Genomic DNA, 20,435 nt, shown 5'->3' with positions numbered 1-20,435 from the left:
ATGACCTCGTCCATTGCCGCGGTGGTGAATCTGCCGCCGACGAACGCGCCTGTCAGCGATACGACGAGCGCATCGTCCAGCGATCCGAACAAGGATTTCAGCAAGCCCTTGCAGCATGCCCGTCAGCAGTTGGCGCAGCAGAGCGACCCGTCACGGCCCGTGCACGGCCGGCACGCATCGGCAAAGGCCAGCTCCTCGACTCCATCGCAGTCACCCGCCAAGAGCAAGCAGGACGACAAGGACGACGACAAGTCGGCCTCTGACGCGCCCGCCGCTGCCGCCGCGATGCTCGCCTTGCTGGGCCAGAGCGTGCCGGCTTCGGCGGCTGCCAGTGCGGTCCCGGCGGCGGCTGACGGTGAAGATGCGACGGACGCTCTCACTGCCGCGGCTGCATCCGTTGTGACGCCGGCCACCGTCGCACTGCTCGGTGCTGCGCAAGCAGCGGGGCAGGCAAAGGCAGGCGGCGCGGCTGACCTGGACAAGGGCTTGGGTGGGATTGAGGACAAAAGCCTTTCCATGGCGACGCAGGACGTGGGCGACGGCAATGACGCCGTGGCCGCGCCGGCGACCGATACCACGCCGACCACGCAGGGCGACGCATTCAGCACGGCCTTGCAGGCATTGACGGCGTCTTCGAGCCAAGGCAATCACAGCGATGACTCGGTCGATGCACTGAAGAATCTCACTGCCCAGGCGATGTCGCAGCAACCGCAGACTTCGTCGAACGTGGCGACCGCGCCCGCTCCGCATGCGCTCACGATGCAATCGAGCGTGGGGTCGCCTTCGTTCGGGCAGGAACTGAGCCAGCAAGTGACCTGGCTGGGCGGCCAGGACGTCAAGGAGGCACGCATCCGCCTGCATCCTGAGGACCTTGGCGAGCTTGATGTGAAGGTGAGCGTGAAGCAGGACCATGTGGACGTGGCCTTCATCGCGCAACACCCGCAGGCCGTGCACGCCGTGCAGCAGACGCTGAGCCAGCTTGATTCGATGCTGGCGCACCATGGTTTGACCTTGGGGCAGGCGCAGGTGGGGCAGGGCAATACAGGGCAGGGCTCTTCTCAGGCCGGGACGTCGGGTGGTTCCTCTTCCGGGTCTGAGAGTGGGGTGGCTGAGGGTGTGGGTGAGTTGGCTTGGATGGCGGCGCCGGTGATGAAGGTGGTGGGGTTGGTGGATATGTTTGCGTAGTCGCTTTTTTCTCCCTCTCCCTTTTGGGGAGAGGGTTGGGGTGAGGGGCCAACCTAGCCTCGTAGTTTGGAAGTGCCGCAGTCCTCTTTTGATCGTCATCCCGGCGGAGGCGGGAGGGGCTCGTCGGCTGCCGAATGGCTGGTCATCCAGTTTCGTCGGTCTCCGGTTGTCGCCTTACCGCCAGCGTGCCGCCTACGCGGCGGGCGTTTCGTCTGCCTGCCGGCAGCCGAGTTACTTTTCTTTGCTTGCCCAAAGAAAAGTAACCAAAAGAAAGGGCCCCCCGGATGACGCGCCTTCCGGGCTGCGCCCTCCAGGTGCGCGGTCGGGTTACGGGGTTTTTCGACAGAACATCCCTGTCCTGTCGAAAAACTGGCCGCATCCATGCGGCCACCCTTCGGGCTTTCCTCCACCCGCCCGCCGCGTCATACGGAGACCCCTAGGGCAAGAGCCACATCAAGAGCCGAACAACGCCCTGGCGTCGCGGGCCGGCAGCTTTTTTGTAGGAGCGCACTTGTGCGCGACCAGCCTACGGAGCGGAGCACCCAGCGCCGCGGTCGCGCACAAGTGCGCTCCTACAAGGGTGCGCTTGCCGTGGATCTTGGATTAAAGGTTGCGGGTCGCCCTTTGTGGGAGCGCACCCTGTGCGCGACAAACCTACGGAGCGGTACACCCCAACGTGGCTGTCGCGCACAGGGTGCGCTCCCACAGGTGAGCGGGCACGGTCAAACGCAGACGGGTCGCCCACGCGACAAGCTTCCGACCACCGCCACCACCCCGTCACGCCCAATCCCCGACACGCGTCAAGAAAGCGCCGCGATTCCGTCGCGATCCCTCGCAAACCCAGTCGCAGCAACGTCTCCCGCCGATGGCATGCCGTTTGCAGATAACGGACATGTGCCGCCCGTGGCGGGTGGCCGATGACTGAACTTTGATAGGGATTGATTTCGCATGGCTCAGAACGAGCAAGCAGAAGCGGCGGCCGCAGCGCCCAAGAAGGGATCGAACAAGCTCGTGCTGATGATGGGCGTGGCGTTGCTCGCCATGGCCGGTGTGACTGGTTACCTGGTGATGAACTCTCGCAGCAGTGCGCATGGTGCGGAGGGCGATGAGCCGAAGGTAGCGCTGTCCAAGCAGGAGCAGTACCTCATGCTGGATCCGCCGTTTGTCGTCAATTTCAAGGACGACCAGTCCATGCGCTTCCTGCAGGTGGGTGTGAGCCTGATGTCGCATGATGCGGCGGCGCTGGCGGCGGCCAAGGATGCCGATCCGGTGATCCGCAATGCGCTGGTGATGCTGTTCAGCAGCCAGGACTACTCGATTCTCAGCGACGCCGCGGGCAAGCAGAAACTGCAGGCGCAGGCGCTGGACGCGGTGCGCAAGATCATCGAGAAGCGCCTGGGGCGTCCGGGCGTGGAAGCGCTGTACTTCACCAGCTTCGTGATGCAGTGACGGGACAGCGGCGATGAGCGACCTGCTTTCACAGGAAGAAATCGATGCCCTGCTCGACGGCGTGGAAGGTGGCGCCGTCGAAACGGGCAATGACGAGCCCTTGCCGCCCGATGCGGTGATCTCGTACGACTTCACCCAGCAGGACCGCATCGTGCGCGGTCGCCTGCCCACGCTGGAAATGGTCAACGATCGCTTTGCGCGCTTCTTCCGCACGGCCGTGTTCGGCGTGCTGCGCAAGACCTGCGAAGTGTCGGTGCTCGGCGTGAAGATGATGAAGTTCGCCGAGTACGTGCATGCGCTGGCCGTGCCCAGCAACCTCAACCTGGTGCGCATCAAGCCACTGCGCGGGACCGCGCTGGTGGTGATGGAGCCGCGCCTGGTGTTCACCGTGATCGACAACTTCTTCGGTGGCGACGGCCGTTTCCATGCGCGCATCGAGGGCCGCGATTTCACGCCAACCGAAAACCGCGTCATCCAGATCATGCTGACCGAGCTGTTTGCCTCGATGGTGGAAGCGTGGGCGCCGGTGCTGCCGCTCAACTTCGAATACCTCAATTCCGAAATCAACCCGCAGTTCGCCAATATCGTCAGCCCCACCGAAACGGTGGTGGTGTCCAAATTCCATATCGAACTCGACGGCGGTGGCGGCGAAGTGCATCTGACCCTGCCGTACGCCATGGTCGAGCCGATCCGCACCTTGCTCGACGCCGGCGTGCAGAGCGACCGCGTCGATCGCGATCACCGCTGGGCCGAAACGCTGCAGGACGAAGTGCTGGATGCGGAAGTGGAGCTCAGCTCGCTGCTGCTCGAAACGCGCCTGAGCATCGGCGAATTCCTGCGCCTCCGTCCGGGCGACGTGCTGCCGATCCAGCTGCCGGAATTCAGCACGGTATTCGCCGAAGACGTGCCCGTGTTCCGTGGCCGCTACGGCCAGCACAACGGCCGTACTGCCGTCCGCTTCCATGCCCAGACGGGGCGCCGCGAAGTGCGCCTGTCGACCGAAACCACCCTGGAGATTGACCTCGCATGACCCCCAATGACGCCGCCAGCGCTACCCAGCGCGTCGAATTCGATCAGCTGAGCGCCCCGCTGGGCGAAGGCTCCGAAGTCAACCTCGACATGATTCTCGATGTACCGGTCACGCTCGCCATGGAAGTGGGCCGCACCCGCATCAGCATCCGCAACCTGTTGCAGCTCAACCAGGGCTCTGTGGTGGAACTGGATCGCTCCGCCGGCGAACCGCTGGACGTGTTCGTCAACGGCACGCTGGTGGCGCACGGTGAAGTGGTGGTGATCAACGACCGCTTCGGTATCCGTCTCACCGACGTGATCAGTCCGGCCGAGCGCGTGCGCAAGTTGCGGTGAGCACGATGATGGCCCTGGTCCTTCCCGTTGCCGCTGCGCCCGAGATCAATGTCGGTGGCGAGCTGGTGCGCGTGGTGTTGAGTCTCGCGGCGATCATTGCGCTGATCTTCGTGGCCGGCTGGTTCAGCCGTCGGCTGCAGGCACGCACGACGCCGGGCGGGCGCCGCATGCGCTGCGTGGAAACCATGGCGGTGGGTGCGCGCGATCGCCTGATGCTGGTGGAGGCAGACGGCAAGCGTCTGCTGATCGGCATGGGGCAGGGCGGCATGCGCACGCTGCACGTTTATGAAGGCGTGGCGCCCGCGCCGGAAGCCAGTCCGCAACCGCCGATCGCGCCGTTCGGCGACGTGCTGGCCCGCTGGAAGCGCAAGTGATGAAGCACGCTCGTTGGATTCTCCTGGTCTTGCTGATGCTGTGTCCGATGCTGCTGTGGGCGGCGCCGGCCATGCCCGCGATGCCTTCCATGCTGCAGATGCCGTCGTCGCCGGCCGGTATTCCGGTGCTGACCGTGCAGAACGCGCCGGGCGGCGCCCAGAACTGGACGCTCTCGTTGCAGCTGCTGGCGCTGATGACGGTGCTGACGTTGCTGCCGGCCGTGCTGCTGATGATGACGTCATTCACGCGCATCATGATCGTGTTGAGTTTCCTGCGTCAGGCGCTTGGCACGAGTTCCACGCCGTCCAACCAGATCCTGCTGGGCCTGTCGCTGTTCCTCACGCTGTTCGTGATGTCGCCGGTACTCAATCGCGCCTATGCCGATGGCGTGAAGCCGTATATGGACGGCCAGATGACGGCCGAGCAGGCGGTGCCTGCCGCCGCCGCACCGTTCAAGCATTTCATGCTCGACCAGACACGCGATGCGGATCTGCAGTTGTTTACGCACCTGGCCAATGAGCAGCCGTACGCCAGCAAGGAAGACGTGCCGTTTCGCGTCGCCATGCCGGCCTTTGTCACCAGTGAGCTGAAGACCTCGTTCCAGATGGGCTTCCTGCTGTTCATTCCGTTCCTGATCATCGACCTGGTGGTGGCCAGCGTGCTGATGTCGATGGGCATGATGATGGTGTCGCCCACCATCATCTCGCTGCCGTTCAAGATCATGCTGTTTGTGCTGGTGGATGGGTGGACCTTGCTGCTGGGTACGCTGGCGGGAAGTTTTTACTCATGACGCCTGAGTCAGTCATCGAATTCGGCCAGCACGCGCTCTACGTCGCCATGATGGTGGCCGCACCCCTGCTGCTCACCGCACTGCTGGTAGGCCTGATCATCGGTGTGGTGCAAGCCGCCACGCAGATCAACGAAATGACCTTGAGCTTCATCCCCAAGGTCGTCGCCATGGCCGCGGTCGCGCTGATCGCCGGCCCCTGGATGCTGCGCACGCTGGTGCAGTTCACGCGCCAGTTGATCGAGAGTCTGCCCGGGGCAGTGAAGTGACCACGGTGCAGCTCGCCCAGTTGCAGGGGCTGATTGGCTCGCTGTTGTGGGCGATGGCGCGCGTGGGTGGGCTGTGCCTGGTCGCGCCGGTGTTCGGCGACTCGGTGCTGCCGCAGCGCTTTCGCCTTGCCATCATGTTGATGCTGACCGTGGTGCTGGCGCCGCTCGCGCCGACCACGATCGATCCGATGACGGCCGACGGCATCACCACCATGGTGGCGCAGTTGTTGATGGGCGCATCGATCGGCTTCGTGTTGAAACTGGCTTTCGAAGCGGTGTCGCTCGGCGGCCAGTTGGTCGGACAGAGCATGAGCCTGGGCTTTGCCGAAACCGTGGACCCGCGTGGCGGTGGCAGTTCGCCGGTGCTCAGCCAGTTTTATCTGTTGATGGTGATGCTGCTGTTCCTCGCCATGAACGGGCATCTGCGTTTGATTTCGCTGCTGGCCGACAGTTTTCACAGTTTGCCGCCGGGGCAGGCAGTGATCGATCCCAAGGGCTTGTATGCCGTGGTCGCATTCGCCACCCATTTGTTTGGTGGCGCCGTGCGCGTGGCGCTGCCGGCGATGACTTCGTTGTTGATGGTCAATATCGGTTTTGCCGCGATCAGTCGCGCGGCGCCGTCCATGAATCTGTTCGCGGTAGGTTTCCCGATCACGGTGACCCTGGGTTTCGTCGCGCTATGGCTGTCGCTGCACACCTTGCCGGGTGCCTTCCAGTCCCTGCAGAACACCGCATGGACGTTGATGCACGAGCTGGCGGGCGGTTGAGGGATACGCCATGGCAGAGAACGACGATCAGGAACGCACTGAACAACCATCCGAAAAGCGCCTGCGCGAATCGCGCGAAAAGGGCGATGTCCCCCGATCGCGCGATTTGTCAGGTGCCGTGGTGGTGCTTGCCGGCGTGTCCGCGCTGATGAATGGCGGCGCAGCGGCCATGGAACACGTCAGGCGCATCTATGGACTGGGGCTGACCTACGATCGCGCTGCGCTGTTTTCCGAGCAACTGCCCGGACGCGCGCTCTCGATGGCGATGCACGAGGCGATGTCGCTGTTTGCCCCGGTGGCGCTGGCCACCATGCTGGCCGCGCTCGCGGCGCCGCTGTTGCTGGGCGGACTCAATTTCAGTGCCGAAGCGCTTGAGCCCAAGTTCGAGCGGCTTGATCCGATCAAGGGTCTCGGCCGCATCTTCGCCATGCGCGGCCTGGTGGAGCTGGCCAAGTCGCTGCTCAAGCTGCTGCTGATCGGCGGCATCCTGGTGATGGTGCTGAAAAACTGGCAGGACGACCTGATGGCGACCGGCGTCGGTGAAGTGCGCGCCGGCACCTTCAAGGCCATGAGTCTGCTGGGGCATGGCGCGCTGTTGTTCGGCTCCATCCTCGCATTGATTGGTGGCGCGGACGCGCTGTACCAGAAGTTCGACCACAACAAGCGCCTGCGCATGACGCGCCAGGAACTGAAGGACGAATCGAAGGAAAGCGACGGCAACCCCGAGCTCAAGGGCCGCATCCGCCAACTGCAGTTCCAGATGGCGCGCAAGCGCATGATGCAGGAGCTGCCCAAGGCAGACGTGCTGGTCACCAACCCTTCGCACTTTGCCGTGGCCCTGCGCTACGACGAAGGCCGCATGGGCGCGCCACGCGTGATCGCCAAGGGCATGGACGAACTGGCGCTGCAGATCCGCCTGGTCGCTTCCAGCCATCGCATCCCCACCGTGGAAGCGCCGCCGCTGGCCCGCGCGCTGTATGCCACGACCCAGATCGATCGCGAGATTCCCTCGGCGCTGTACGTCGCCGTGGCGCAGGTGCTCGCCTATGTCTTCCAGCTCAAGCAGGCGGTGTCGCGCGGTGATGCGCCGCCGTCGGCGCCGCAACCCGATGTTGATCCGGACCTGATGGGTCCCTACAAGTTCTGACGGAACAGTGATGGCAAACACGACTGCCCTAGGCAATCTCAAGATGCTCGGACGCCGCGGCCTCGGTGCGCCGGTGATCATGCTCGCCGCGCTGGCGATGCTGATGCTGCCGCTGCCGCCGTTCCTGCTGGACATGCTCTTCAGCTTCAACATCGCGTTGTCGCTGGTGATCCTGCTGGCGGTGATCTACGTGATGCGCCCGCTGGAATTCGCCGCGTTTCCCACCGTGGTGCTGATGGCGACCTTGCTGCGCCTCGCGCTCAACATCGCCTCCACGCGCGTGGTGCTGCTCAATGGCCACGACGGCCCTGGCGCCGCGGGCAAGGTGATCGAAGCTTTCGGCGAGTTCGTCATCGGCGGCAATTTCGCGGTGGGCCTGGTGGTGTTCGCCATCCTCACCATCATCAACTTCGTGGTGGTGACCAAGGGTGCCACCCGCGTGTCCGAAGTGACCGCGCGCTTCACCCTCGATGCGATGCCCGGCAAGCAGATGGCGATCGACGCCGATCTCAATGCCGGCCTGCTCAACCAGGAACAGGCGCGCGACCGTCGCCAGGAAGTGCGCGAGGAAGCGGACTTCTACGGCTCGATGGACGGCGCCTCCAAGTTCGTGCGCGGCGACGCCACCGCCGGCATTTTGATTCTGATCATCAACATCGTCGGCGGCTTCTTCGTCGGCATCTTCCAGCACGGGCTTTCCGCCGGTGAAGCCGCCAAGACTTATACGCTGCTCACCATCGGCGACGGCCTGGTGGCGCAGGTACCGTCGCTGATGCTGTCCATCGCCACCGCGGTGATCGTGACGCGCGTGTCCAAGTCCACCGACATGGGCAAGCAGCTCGTCGGCCAACTGTTCGGCCAGCCGCGTGCGCTCGCCGTGGCGGGCGTGGTGCTGGGCGTGATGGGACTGATCCCGGGCATGCCCAATATCGCCTTCCTGCTGCTGGGCGGCACGTGTGGCGGTGCGGCGTGGCTGATGATCAAGCGCGATCGCGAAGCGGTTGAGCGCGTGGCGAAAGCTGCCGCCGAGGTGCCGCCGCCGGCCGCGCCGACGGAACGTCTCGAACTGGGTTGGGAAGATGTCGCCAGCGTCGATCCGCTGGGCCTGGAAGTAGGTTATCGGCTGATTCCGCTGGTGGACACGCACCAGGGCGGCGAGCTGATGGGCCGCATCAAGTCGGTGCGCCGCAAGCTCTCGCAGGAGCTGGGCTTCCTGGTGCCGCCGGTGCATATCCGCGACAACCTCGATCTTGGTCCCAACACCTATCGCATCAGCCTGATGGGCGTGCCCATGGGCGAGTCCGAGGTGCACAACGATCGGCTGCTCGCGATCAACCCCGGTCGCGTGCAGGAGGGGCTGCAAGGCATCGCCACGCGCGATCCGGCGTTTGGCCTGGAAGCGCTGTGGATCGAACCGGGCCAGCGCGAAACGGCGCAGAGTCTGGGCTACACCGTGGTCGATCCGGCCACCGTGGTCGCCACGCATCTGTCGCACATCCTGCAGAGCCACGCGCACGAACTGCTCGGCCATCAGGACGTGCAGCAGCTGCTCGATCGCCTCGCGCAGACCACGCCCAAGCTGGTGGAAGACCTGGTGCCCAAGCGCCTGTCGCTGGGCGTGGTGGTCAAGGTCATGCAAAACCTGCTGGCCGAGCGGGTGCCGATCCGCAATATGCGTTCCATCGTCGAATCCTTGGCGGAGCACGCCAACCAGAGTCAGGATCCCGGCGCCCTCAGCGCTGCCGTACGCGTGGCGCTCGGTCGCCAGATCGTCCAGGAGATCTCCGGGCTCGGTACCGAGATCCCGGTCATCACGCTGGCGCCGGAGCTGGAGCAGATCCTGCTGGGATCGCTCGCAAATGGCGGCGTAGCGGGCGCCGCGGTGGAGCCAGGCCTCGCCGACCGCCTGCAACAAGGCGTTGCCGACGCTGCGCGCAAGCAGGAAATGAGCGGCGAACCGGCCGTTTTGCTGGTCGCGCCGCAGCTGCGTCCGTGGCTCGCACGCTTCACTCGCCATGTGGCACAGAACCTGCACGTACTGGCTTACAACGAGGTGCCGGACAACCGCCGAGTGCGTTTGGTGCAGGCATTGGGTCGCTGAATCAAGCAGACGAGAGAGGGAATAGGGATGAGTAGCGAGGGCGCAAACATCGAGTCGTTGGCGAATGGGCAGTACGTGCCACGAGGCACGGCCGCGCAGGTTCGCCGCTCGTCCCTCGTCCCTGTTTCGCGGAGCAGCAAGGCATGAAGATCAAGCGTTTCGTGGCCCCGGATATGCGCCAGGCCATGCGTGAAGTGCGCGAAGACCAGGGACCGGATGCGGTGATCCTGTCCACGCGCCGGATGGACGACGGCATCGAGATCATCGCTGCCGTGGATTTCGACGAAGCCCTGGTGCGCGAAGCCGCGCGCCACGGTGCGCCGCTGGAAGTGGAAAACCGCGCACCGGCTGCCGCCGCGTCGCACCGCGATGTGGAAGCCTCCGTTGCACGCCGTGCCGACGTCATGCCGCCGCCGCTGCCGACGGCGAACCGTCACGAGGACGATGGCGTGACCGTGTCGCTCTCGCGTCGCGCCACCGCCGCGCCGCGCATGGAGCCGACGATCGAAACGCTGGGGGCCCGCAAGCCGGCCGCATCGCAGGCCAAGGCGCTGGAAGAAAAATCCGCATCGGTGGAATCTGCGCAGGCCAATGTGGCTGGCGAGGTCACCGCCTCGATTCACCCCTTGCTCGAACGCGCCATGCAGGACACCGCACGCGTACGCGCCGAACTGGGCAGCCTGCGCGACCTGCTGGAAACGCAGCTGTCCAGCCTGATCTGGAACGACCTGGAACGCCGTCAGCCGATGCGCGCCCGCGTGCTGCGCGAAATGACGCGGCTCGGCATCGAACCGGATGTGGCCCGTCAGCTGGTCGGCGAGTTGCCGGTCGAGATCAACGCCGAGCAGGCGCGCTATCTGCCGCTGGGCGTGCTCAGCCGCAGCCTGTCGATCAGCCCGCGCGACCATTCGGAGCGTCGTGGCGTGACTGCGCTGGTCGGTCCCACCGGCGTGGGCAAGACCACCACCATCGCGAAACTCGCCGCGCGTGCGGTGATGCGCAACGGCGCATCGCAGGTCGCGCTGGTCAGCACCGATCACTACCGCATTGGCGCCGCGGCGCAGCTGGAACATTACGGCCGCCTGCTCGGCGTGCGCGTGTATCCCGCCTACGACGCCGACAGCCTGCGCCATGTACTGGAATTGCTGCGCGGCCACCACACCGTGCTGGTGGATACCGCCGGCCTGGCCGGCGGCGATCCGCGCCTGGCCGAACAGCTGGAAGTGCTGGGCAACGGCGGCGATCTGCGCGCCTGCCTGGTGATGGCGGCGAATGCACATGCCTCGTCGCTGGACGAAGCGGTGCGCGCCTACCTGCCGGTCAAGCCGCACGCCTGCATTCTCACCAAACTCGACGAGGCTCCCAGCCTCGGCGGCGCGCTGTCGGTGCTGATCCGTCACCGACTCGCGCTCGACTACGTCACCGATGGACAGCGCGTGCCCGAAGACATCGCCACAGCCGATGCGCGGGTGCTGGTGTGCCGTGCCGCGCAAGTGCTCAAGGGCACGGCGCCGGCCGATGACGTGGTGATGGCGGATCGCTTCGGACTAGCGGTGGCAAGTGCATGAGCGGTGTCTTTGCAATGAACCAGGCGATGGGGTTGGAAAGCATGCTGCGTGCGCTGACCGAACGACATAGCCGACAGGCGCCGGTCCAGGACCAGGCGTATGGATTGAGCGGCTCTGCGCCGCGCAAGCGTTGCCGCGCCATCGCGGTGGCCGGCGGCAAGGGCGGCGTGGGCAAGACCACGGTATCGGTGAACCTGGGCATGGCGCTCGCCGTGCAGGGTCACCAGGTGATCCTGCTCGATGCGGACATGAGCCTGGCCAATATCGACGTGCTGCTCGGCCTCACGCCCACGCGTCATATCGGCCACCTGCTCGACGGCGTCTGCTCGATCGAGGATCTGCTGATGACCGCGCCGCACGGCCTCAAGGTGGTACCGGCCGGTTCGGGCACGCGTCGACTGGCGCAGCTGGGGGCGGGCGAGCACGCGGCGGTGATCCGCGCGTTTGACGATCTGGTGACACCGCCGGACTACCTGGTGGTGGATACCGCCGCAGGACTTTCCGACAACGTGGCGATGTTCGCCGCCGCTGCCGATGACGTGGTGGTGGTGGTGTGCGACGAACCAGCTTCGCTCACCGATGCGTATGCCTTGCTCAAGGTACTCAGCCGCGATTTTGGCGTGCGCCGCTTCCGCATGGTGGCGAACATGGTGCGCAACCTGGGCGAAGCCAGGCAGCTGCATCAGAAACTCGCACGAGTTTGCGATCGCTTCCTCGATGTGGCGCTGGAATTCATGGGCCATGTCCCGCATGACGAACGACTCAAGCAGGCCATCCGTCGCCAGAGCGCGGTGGTGGACCTGTGGCCGTCGAGCCGGTCGGGATTGGCATTCAAGCAATTGGCGGGTGCGGTCGATACATGGGGTGAACCCGAGCGACTGGGCCTGGATCGCATCGCCTTTTTCAGCAGGCAGGCCGCAGTAGCAACGGGGTGGTGACATGAGTGTGGCTTCCGAATATCTGCAGCTGACGCGGCAGAGTGCCGACGAACTGGTTCGCCAGCACGCTCCCTTGGTGCGAAGGATCGCCTATCACCTGATGGGTCGATTGCCGCCCAGCGTGGACGTGAGCGACCTGATTCAGGCCGGCATGATCGGTTTGCTGGAGGCCGCGCGCAATTTCACCACCGGCAAGAATGCGAGCTTCGAGACGTTTGCGGGTATCCGCATCCGTGGCGCGATGCTCGACGAATTGCGGCGCACCGACTGGACCCCACGGTCGGTGCATCGAAAAGTGCGCGAAATGGCGGAGGTTGTTCGTCAGATTGAAATCGAAACCGGTTCTGATGCCGATGACGCCGAAGTGATGCGGCGACTGGGCATGGGCGCCGAGGAATATCACCAGGTGCTGGCCGACGCGGCGAGTGCACGCCTGCTCAGCCTTTCCGCACCGGACGATGCGGATGGTGGCGCAGCGTTCGACGTGGCCGACGGCGACAGCCTGAGCCCGGCGGACAGTGTCGAGCACGAAGGCATGCGCGAGGCCCTGGTGGAAGCCATCGGCGGCCTGCCCGAACGCGAGCAGCTGGTGATGTCCCTGTACTACGAGGAAGAACTGAACCTCAAGGAGATTGGTGCGGTGCTCGGCGTGACTGAATCGCGCGTGTGCCAGATCCACGGCCAGGCCATCGTGCGCTTGCGAGCGCGGATGAGCGGTTGGCATGAGGGGCAGGAGAGGAAGGCTGGAAAACGTAAAGGGGCGAGGGGCGAGTAACAAGGGCGCGAGCCCGGACGGTCGCTGCGCCGATCAGGGTCGAACCGACGTTCGGTCGTTGCGTCCGCGCAATTCGTCCCTCGTCCCTGTTCAACACAAGTCATATCTACGCGCAGCGGAGAAAGCGTTTGGACAAGAATATGAAGATCCTCGTGGTGGACGACTTCTCCACCATGCGGCGCATCGTTCGCAACCTGCTGGTCGAGCTGGGTTTCAGCAACGGCCTGATCCAGGAGGCCGACGATGGCGAGAACGCCCTGACCATGTTGCGCAACAACGCCTTCGACATGGTCGTGACCGACTGGAACATGCCCAACATGACGGGCATCGACCTGTTGCGCGCGATCCGCGCCGAGCCCTCGCTGAAGGGCATGCCGGTACTCATGGTGACCGCCGAGAACAACCGCGACCAGATCATTGCCGCCGCCCAGGCCGGCGTGAACGGCTACATCGTCAAGCCGTTCACCGCCGCGACCCTGCAGGAAAAGCTGAGCAAGATCTTCGAACGTCTGGCCGCCAGCGGAGCCACCGCATGAACGCACAAGTTTCCCTGATGGCCGGCGAAGCGATGCCGCCTGAACTGCATGACCTGCTCAACAGCGCTGATGGTGCTGCCTTTGAAAAGGCCCTCGACGCGCTGGTGCGCGAGCGCGAACAGCGCGTGTTCCGCGCACTCGGCCTGCTTGCGCGCGATCTGCACGATGCGGTGCGCCGCCTCGGCGGCGACCTCGCCCAGGAAGGCGTGCCGGGCAGCGTCGCCGATGCACGCAAGCACCTGGAAGACGTGCTGGAAATGAGCTCGCAGGCCGCGCATCGCTCGCTCGATTTCGTCGAGCGCATGCGTCCGCAGGCCGACGCGCTGGCCGAGAACGCCGGTGCCGTGATCGATGGCACCACTGAAGGCGAAGTTGCGCATGTGCTGGCGACGCAGTCGCAGGCGTTCGCCCATGCTTGCCGCGATGGCCTCGCCGATTTCGTGGTCGCGCAGTCGTGGCAGGACCTTTCGGGTCAGCGCATCAAGAAGGTGGTGAATTTCATCGGCAGCGTGGAGAACTCGCTGCTGGAACTGGTGAGCCTCACCGGCGCGCTGGCGTCGGGCGAAGCCGCCGCCGGCCCGGTCAAAGTCACCAGCCAGGATGAGGCGGATCGTCTGTTGAGCGAATTCGGTTTCTGATCGATGGATCCCTCGTTCGACAACGAGTTGCGCGACGATTTCCTGGTGGAAGCCGGGGAACTGGTGCAGCGCCTGGGCGATCAGCTGATCGGGCTGGAGGCCTCGCCGCGCGACGCCGAACTGTTGAACGCGGTGTTCCGCGCGTTCCACACGGTGAAGGGCGGCGCGGGCTTTCTTGCGATCGAGCCGATGGTGCAGCTGTGCCATCACGCCGAGGATCTGCTCAACGTGGCGCGCAACGGGCAGTTGCTGCTCGATGCCAGCCGCATGGATGCGCTGCTGGAAGCGTTGGATCTGCTCAACGACATGATGGCGGCGCTGGCCGGCGGCACGGCGATGGCGATGCCGCCCGCTGGCCTGCTGCAACGCCTGACGCCGGGCAAGGCCGCTGCACCGGCGCCCAAGCCGGTGGCCGCGCCGGTAGCGCCGCCGCCGAGCGACGGCACGATCGACGATTCCGAATTCGAGGCCCTGCTCGACAGCCTCTACGGGAACAGCGGCGCACCGGGTGCGCCCGCGGCGGTGGCCGAATCGGGCAGCATTTCCGACGACGAATTCGAAGCCTTGCTGGACAACCTGCATGGCAAGGGCGGCCAGCCTGGCGCGACGACGAACGCGGCCGTCGCATCGTCAACCGCAGGCACGATCTCGGACGACGAGTTCGAATCGCTGCTCGACAATCTTCACGGCAAGGGCGGACTACCGGGCGCGAGCGCGCCGGCATCCGCTCCTGCCCCCGCACCTGCTCCCGCCGCCGCACCGGCTAAGCAGGCGGCGCCGGCGCCCGAAAACACCGTGCGCGTGGACACCGCCCGCCTCGACGCCCTGGTGCACCGCGCCGGTGAGCTGGTGCTGGTGCGCAACCGACTGCTGAGCCTGGCGGCCAAGACCGGCGATGAAACGCTCGAGCTGGCCGCCACCGAACTCGATCGCGTGGCCGATGCCTTGCAGAACGCCGTGCTCGGCATGCGCATGCAGCCGGTGGGCCGCTTGTTCCAGCGCTTTCCGCGCATCGTGCGCGATCTTTCGCGCCAGCTCGGCAAGGAAGTGGAACTGATCCAGGAAGGCGAGGGCACCGATCTCGATCGCAGCCTGGTCGAAGCGCTCGCCGATCCGATGGTGCACCTGATCCGCAACGCGCTCGATCACGGCGTGGAAATGCCGGACGAACGCGAACGCGCCGGCAAGCCGCGCAAGGGCAAGGTCACGCTGGGCGCGAGCCAGCGCGGTGAGCGCATCGTGATCACCGTGTCCGACGACGGGCGCGGCATGAATCCCGAGATCCTGCGCCGCAAGGCGGTGGAGAAGGGGGTGATGGATGAGGCGCAGGCTTCGCGCCTCACCGAGAACGAATGCTACGAAATTATTTTCCGCCCTGGCTTCAGCACGGCCGCCACCGTCTCCGACATCTCCGGTCGCGGCGTGGGCATGGACGTGGTGAAGACGCGCGTGGTGGAGCTGGGCGGCACCTTGTCGGTGCGCTCGCAGCTGGGCAAAGGCAGCACGCTGGAGCTGGCCGTGCCGCTGACGCTGGCGATCCAGCGCGTACTGATGGTGCGCGTGGGCTCGCGTCTGCTTGCGCTGCCGCTGAGCAATGTCGATGAAGTGTTCGAACTGGCCTCGGGGCAGCAACAGCAACTGGACGGGCGTGCGGTGGCTTCGCATCGCGGCCGCGCGCTCGCGCTGGCCAACCTTGGCGGCTGGATCGGTGTGGACGCTGCGCCGGGTCGCCACGTAGTGGTGCTGCACATCGGCCATATGCGCCTGGGCTGCCTGGTGCATGAAGTGCTTGGCCGCGAAGACGTGATGGTGAAACCGCTCGGCCCCCTGTTCGAAGGCGTGCCCGCCGTGGCGGGCGCCACCGTTACCGGCGACGGCCGTCTTGCGCTGGTGATGGATCTTGCCGGCTTGTCCGGCAGCGACGGTCAACTCCTCCCATCCCTCCGAGTGAATACCTGACATGGATCTGGTAAGTCTCATCGGGACGATCCTGGCCTTCGTGGTCGTGATCGTCGGCACCATCCTCAAGGGTTCCAGCGTGGAAGCGCTGTGGAATCCGGCGGCGTTCGTGATCGTGTTCATGGGCACCATCGCGGCACTGCTCGTGCAGAACTCCGGCAAGGTGCTCAAGCACGCGATGTCGATGTTCCCGCTGGTGTACAAGCCGCCGCAGCACCAGCCATCGGATCTGATCAGCCGCATCGTGGGCTGGAGCGAAATTTCGCGTCGCCAGGGCCTGCTGGGCCTGGAGCCGCAGATCGACGCGGAAAACGACACCTTCGTGCGCAAAGGCCTGCAGCTGCTGGTCGACGGCAGCGAGCCCGAGGCCATCCGCGGCGTGCTCGAAGTCGAAGTGGGCGCGCGCGAACACCATGATCTGGCCGGCGCGAAAGTGTTCGAGCAGGCAGGCATCTTCTCGCCGACCATGGGCATCATCGGCGCGGTGATGGGCCTGATGGCGGTGATGCAGAATCTGGCCGATCCGAGCAAGCTGGGCCACGGCATTGCCGCCGCGTTCGTGGCGACGATCTACGGCGTGGCGCTGGCCAACTTGTGGATGCTGCCGATGTCGGCGCGCCTGAAGGCGCTGATCCACAAGCAGACGCAGATGCGCGAAATCCTCATCGAAGGCCTCGTCTCCATCGCCGAGGGCGCCAACCCTCGCCAGATCGAAGCGAAGCTCCAGGGTTACCTGGCGTAACGGAGGCGCAGCGTTGTGGCCAGGAAGAAGAAACACCACGAAGACCACGTCAATCACGAGGCCTGGGCCATTCCCTACGCCGACCTGATGACGCTGCTGCTCGCCTTCTTCGTGGTGATGTACGCGGTCTCGGTGGTGAACGAAGGCAAGTACCGCGTGATGTCCAACTCCATCATCGAGGCGTTCAATGGCTCCAGCCACGTGATCGCGCCGATGCCGCAGACGCGTGCGCAGCCGCACAATGTCGATCCGGCGATTGCCTCGCCGGGGAGCCAGCCGGGCGCGGCGACCATCCCGGTAAGCGTGCCCATTCCGGGACGTCCGCAGATGGTGCGCGCCGTGGATACCCGTGCCGCCTCGCCGGTGGAGGAGAAGCGCAATCTCGAAGTGATCCGCGACCAGGTGGTGCGCGCGCTGCAGCCCTTGATCGACAAGCAGATGGTGATCGTGCGCAAGACCACCTCGTGGCTGGAAGTGGAGCTGCGTACCGACATCCTGTTCCCCAGCGGCGTGGCGAAACTGTCGCCGGAAGCCAACGAAGTGCTCAACAGCATGGCCTCGATCCTCAAGCCATTCCCCAATACGGTGCGCATCGAGGGCTATACCGACGACAGGCCGATCAACACCGCGATGTATCCGTCCAACTGGGAGCTGTCCGCCGCCCGCGCGGCGAGCGTGGCGCGCCTGTTCACGGAGCAGGGCGTGGATCCGACCCGCCTGGGCATCATGGGCTGGGGCGAATACCACCCCAATGCCGACAACGCGACGGAAGACGGTCGCAATCGCAATCGCCGCGTGCTGATCGTGGTGCTCAGCGAAGAAGGCGAGCCCAAGCGATTGGAAAACAATGCACCAGGCGCAGGCCAGCTCACCGCCGACAGGCAGGGCGCCCCGGCTCCCGCAGCCTCTGTCGCGTCCCCGGCCAGCGCCGCCGTGGTCGCCAACACCAAGCCCGCCACAGCCGTGCCCACGGTGGAAGTGGTGGCGCCACGGTTGATCGACGAAGTTCCGGTGAACCAGGTAATCCTCGCCAAGCCCCAGCGCAGCGTGCCGGAGGACGTCGACTCCGGTCCGGAAGTGACGCCACGCGCCAGTCTGCCCAACGTCGCGGCGGGCGCGATCACCGTGGGATCGGCCCACGTGGCCGCGCCGGAGCATGGCCCGTGATTTGCAAGCCGGTAGTACCCAACACCCATTCCACCGTCGGGGAGCCATCGCCATGAAACATGTACAGAACGCCCAGCACTGGCTGTCCTTCCGCATCGGCGGGCAGTTGTATGCCGCGCCGCTGACGCAGGTGAGCGAAGTGTTGCGCGATGGCGAGCTGACCCCGGTGCCGGGTTCGGCGCACGACGTGCTGGGCATCCGTCACCTGCGCGGCCGCATTGTGCCCGTGCTCGATGGACGCCGGCGCCTGGGGCTGCCCGACGAAATGCGTGTCGACCCATTCCAGGTGCGTCAGGTGATGCTCTCGCACGGTCCGCATCTGGTCGGCATTCGCGTGGACGCGGTTGGCGACCTGCTGGACGCCGCAGCCGCCGATATCGCACCGCCGCTGCCGGGCGCCATGGCGCGTGAAGACGATCCCGTGCACGGCGTATTGCCATCACAGGGCGGCTTCGTAGCCTTGCTGGATGTGCGCCGCCTGTGCCGCTTGCCGCTGGAACAAGAAGCGGCCTGACCCAACCGACATCGGGCAAGGCTATCCTTGCGCTATCCGGGACGACGTCGTCGTCCCGGACACGCCGCGGTGTAGAGGAGATGCCCATGTCGTCGCAAGACCCCACTTTGCCCGCCGTGACGGCGAGCCAGCGCGCCGTGGTCATCATCGCCGCGGCATCGGTGCTGGCGTTGCTGTACTTCGGGCGTGAGGTGCTGGTGCCGATCATCCTGGCGCTCTTTCTCAGCCTGCTGATGGCGCCATGGGTGCGCTTGTATCGCCGCATCGGCCTGGGCCACGGCATGTCGGTGATGATTGCGGTGCTGGCGCTGGTGGTCATCGTCACCGGCACGACGGCGATGATGGGCACGCAGGTGGTGCATGTGGCGCGCAGCCTGCCGCAATACGAGGCGACCATTCACACCAAGGTGCAGTCGCTGCGCGAACAAACGGTGGGACGCCTGGATCTCCTCAGTGGCGAACTGGGCAAGGTGATCGACGAATCCGGCCAAGGGTCGGCACCTGTCACGGGTGCGGCCGCGCCCCCTTATCTGACCAACGCGCCTGCCGTGCCCAAGCCGGCATCAACCGCGACCAAGCTGCCTAGTGCGCCGGTGTCGGTGATCACCCGGGTGCTGTCCACCGCGTGGGTCCCGGTGGAAACGGCGGGCATCGTGCTGGTGGTCCTGATTTTTGTGCTGCTGGAACACGAAGCCCTGCGCGACCGCTTCATCCGTCTCGCCGGCGGTGCGGACCTGCGCGCCACCACGGCCGCGATCAACGATGCAGGCGAGCGGCTCTCGCGCTTTTTCATCTCCACTTTCTCGGTCAACTTTGGCGTAGGCGTGGCGATCTGGCTGGGCCTGGCCGTCATCGGCGTGCCCAGCGCCCTGCTGTGGGGCCTGCTCACGGCGGTGATGCGCTTCGTGCCTTACATCGGTGTGTGGCTGGTGGCTGCCGTGGTGAGCTTGTTCGCGGCCGCCGTGGCGCCGGGCTGGTCGCTGCTGCTGATGACAGTGATGTTGTACCTGGTGGTCGAGATCATCGTGTCGCAGCTGATCGAGCCGTTTCTGTACGGGCACACCACGGGCCTGTCGCCACTCGCCGTCGTAGTGGCCGCGATTTTCTGGAGCTGGTTGTGGGGTCCGGTGGGCCTGCTGATGTCCACGCCGCTGACGCTTTGCCTGGTGGTGGCGGGCCGTCACGTGCAGGCGTTGAACCTGCTCAATATCCTGCTCGGGGACACGCCGGCGCTGACCATGCCGCAACGCGTGTATCAGCGCGCCTTGTCGGGCGATGCGAGCGAGATCTTGAGCGAGGCGCGCGAATTCCTGAAACGCAAAAGCTTCGCCGCATATTGCGACGCGGTGCTGCTGCCCGCGTTGCAGCTGGCGCGCATCGACCTTGCGGCTGGCGCGATCAGCACCGAACAGCAGACCGCGGTCAAGCGCGCCATCGTGACCGTGGTGGAGACGCTCGACAGCCATGAAAGCAAATGGGCGCGCTGGCGCCGCCGCAGCTCGGTGCTCGAGAGCGTGAGCATCGGCCGCAGCCTGCGCCAGCATCGCGAAGATGCGTTCGGCCGCTGGCAGGGGCCGCTCGCCGTAGCGCCGCGCTCGGTGGTGCTTTGCCTGGGCCTGGGTTCGGTGGCCAGCGACTTTGCCACTGAACTGCTCACCCGCATCCTGCGCGACCTGAATATCGATGCGCGCCATCTTTCCGTCGAGGATTTCGCGGCCTTCGACGCCGAGCCGCATCCGGAAGCCACCCCCAATGCCGTGTCGATGGTCTACATCGTCAGCACCCACCCGACCAAGGAGCGCGAGAGCTTCGATGAGGCGGTTGCGTTGACTCACCGCGGGATTCCGGATGCCTGCCTGGTCGGTGTGTTCTTTCCCGAGCCCCTGGCGGCGACGGAAGTGGAGCCGCCGGTCAATGCCGAGCTCAACGAAGTCGTCACGTCGCTGGAACAGGCGGCGCAGCAGGCGATTGCGCGCTTTCCGGAAGGTGGCGTGGAGCGCGAGCAGCGCAGTGCTGCGATCTGAAACGGCGCTGACGCCGCACAATGGACCCGCCGCGACGCAGCTTTTTTGACACGCGGCCCGGGTGCCGTTCTGCGTATTTCTACGTAGATCCAGTAGGTGGATTTTCGCTTGTCCGGCTCCTTTGATCCG

General features: G+C 65.4%; 20 protein-coding genes. All 20 read left to right on the top strand.

Annotation, left to right across the window (positions count from 1 at the left end; translation table 11 throughout):
* The 20 genes from AC1DKY_RS16935 (at window position 1) to AC1DKY_RS16840 (ending at window position 20,306) form a co-directional block, all read left to right on the top strand.
* Window positions 1-1,185 (top strand): flagellar hook-length control protein FliK, encoded by a 1,185-nt coding sequence (locus tag AC1DKY_RS16935; protein ID WP_441602977.1) that lies wholly within the window; start codon window positions 1-3, stop codon window positions 1,183-1,185.
* A 948-nt stretch (window positions 1,186-2,133) separates the two neighbouring features.
* Window positions 2,134-2,634 carry a flagellar basal body-associated FliL family protein gene (locus tag AC1DKY_RS16930; protein ID WP_441602976.1) on the top strand — a complete coding sequence of 167 codons (501 nt, stop codon included), beginning with the start codon at window positions 2,134-2,136 and terminating at the stop codon, window positions 2,632-2,634.
* Between the two features lie 13 nt (window positions 2,635-2,647).
* On the top strand, window positions 2,648-3,664 hold the full coding sequence (gene fliM, locus AC1DKY_RS16925; RefSeq protein ID WP_441602975.1) for a flagellar motor switch protein FliM: 1,017 nt from the start codon (window positions 2,648-2,650) through the stop codon (window positions 3,662-3,664).
* A complete protein-coding gene (gene fliN / locus AC1DKY_RS16920) occupies window positions 3,661-3,999 on the top strand; it encodes a flagellar motor switch protein FliN (RefSeq protein WP_441602974.1) in 339 nt (112 codons plus the stop codon). The genes fliM and fliN overlap by 4 nt, the downstream gene beginning before the upstream one ends.
* Window positions 4,000-4,004: 5 nt before the next feature.
* Complete coding sequence (fliO, locus tag AC1DKY_RS16915; protein ID WP_441602973.1) at window positions 4,005-4,373, top strand: flagellar biosynthetic protein FliO; 369 nt, start codon at window positions 4,005-4,007, stop codon at window positions 4,371-4,373.
* Window positions 4,373-5,164, top strand: a complete 792-nt coding sequence (gene fliP / locus AC1DKY_RS16910) for a flagellar type III secretion system pore protein FliP (protein ID WP_441602972.1) — start codon at window positions 4,373-4,375, stop codon at window positions 5,162-5,164. Before fliO ends, fliP begins: the two co-directional genes overlap by 1 nt.
* Window positions 5,161-5,430: a flagellar biosynthesis protein FliQ gene (fliQ, locus tag AC1DKY_RS16905; protein ID WP_046973101.1), complete on the top strand. Its 270-nt coding sequence runs from the start codon at window positions 5,161-5,163 to the stop codon at window positions 5,428-5,430. The genes fliP and fliQ overlap by 4 nt, the downstream gene beginning before the upstream one ends.
* On the top strand, window positions 5,427-6,197 hold the full coding sequence (fliR, locus tag AC1DKY_RS16900) for a flagellar biosynthetic protein FliR (protein WP_441602971.1): 771 nt from the start codon (window positions 5,427-5,429) through the stop codon (window positions 6,195-6,197). The genes fliQ and fliR overlap by 4 nt, the downstream gene beginning before the upstream one ends.
* A 10-nt stretch (window positions 6,198-6,207) precedes the next feature.
* Window positions 6,208-7,344 carry a flagellar biosynthesis protein FlhB gene (gene flhB / locus AC1DKY_RS16895; protein ID WP_441602970.1) on the top strand — a complete coding sequence of 379 codons (1,137 nt, stop codon included), beginning with the start codon at window positions 6,208-6,210 and terminating at the stop codon, window positions 7,342-7,344.
* 10 nt (window positions 7,345-7,354) lie between these two features.
* Entirely contained in the window at window positions 7,355-9,445 is a 2,091-nt protein-coding gene (flhA, locus tag AC1DKY_RS16890) for a flagellar biosynthesis protein FlhA (protein WP_441602969.1), read from the top strand.
* A 143-nt stretch (window positions 9,446-9,588) separates the two neighbouring features.
* A complete protein-coding gene (gene flhF, locus AC1DKY_RS16885) occupies window positions 9,589-11,013 on the top strand; it encodes a flagellar biosynthesis GTPase FlhF (RefSeq protein WP_441602968.1) in 1,425 nt (474 codons plus the stop codon).
* Window positions 11,010-11,951 (top strand): nucleotide-binding protein, encoded by a 942-nt coding sequence (locus tag AC1DKY_RS16880; protein WP_441602967.1) that lies wholly within the window; start codon window positions 11,010-11,012, stop codon window positions 11,949-11,951. The genes flhF and AC1DKY_RS16880 overlap by 4 nt, the downstream gene beginning before the upstream one ends.
* Window position 11,952: 1 nt before the next feature.
* Complete coding sequence (locus AC1DKY_RS16875; protein WP_441602966.1) at window positions 11,953-12,726, top strand: RNA polymerase sigma factor FliA; 774 nt, start codon at window positions 11,953-11,955, stop codon at window positions 12,724-12,726.
* 128 nt (window positions 12,727-12,854) lie between these two features.
* A complete protein-coding gene (gene cheY, locus AC1DKY_RS16870) occupies window positions 12,855-13,262 on the top strand; it encodes a chemotaxis response regulator CheY (RefSeq protein WP_121882234.1) in 408 nt (135 codons plus the stop codon).
* Complete coding sequence (locus AC1DKY_RS16865; RefSeq protein ID WP_441602965.1) at window positions 13,259-13,900, top strand: protein phosphatase CheZ; 642 nt, start codon at window positions 13,259-13,261, stop codon at window positions 13,898-13,900. The genes cheY and AC1DKY_RS16865 overlap by 4 nt, the downstream gene beginning before the upstream one ends.
* Before the next feature lie 3 nt (window positions 13,901-13,903).
* Window positions 13,904-15,859, top strand: coding sequence for a chemotaxis protein CheA (locus AC1DKY_RS16860; protein ID WP_441602964.1), 1,956 nt, complete (start codon window positions 13,904-13,906; stop codon window positions 15,857-15,859).
* 1 nt (window position 15,860) lies between these two features.
* Entirely contained in the window at window positions 15,861-16,601 is a 741-nt protein-coding gene (locus AC1DKY_RS16855) for a flagellar motor protein (protein WP_441602963.1), read from the top strand.
* A 15-nt stretch (window positions 16,602-16,616) separates the two neighbouring features.
* The gene (gene motD / locus AC1DKY_RS16850) at window positions 16,617-17,768 is read left to right on the top strand and encodes a flagellar motor protein MotD (protein ID WP_441602962.1); all 1,152 of its coding nucleotides are present in this window, start codon (window positions 16,617-16,619) and stop codon (window positions 17,766-17,768) included.
* 52 nt (window positions 17,769-17,820) lie between these two features.
* A complete protein-coding gene (locus AC1DKY_RS16845; protein WP_441602961.1) occupies window positions 17,821-18,282 on the top strand; it encodes a chemotaxis protein CheW in 462 nt (153 codons plus the stop codon).
* Between the two features lie 86 nt (window positions 18,283-18,368).
* Window positions 18,369-20,306 carry an AI-2E family transporter gene (locus tag AC1DKY_RS16840; RefSeq protein ID WP_441602960.1) on the top strand — a complete coding sequence of 646 codons (1,938 nt, stop codon included), beginning with the start codon at window positions 18,369-18,371 and terminating at the stop codon, window positions 20,304-20,306.
* The last annotated feature ends 129 nt before the right edge of the window (window positions 20,307-20,435 follow it).

Source organism: Dyella sp. 01N448, from assembly GCF_056399225.1.
Note: the sequence above shows the minus strand (reverse complement) of the source record. Positions and strands in the feature narration are given on the sequence as shown.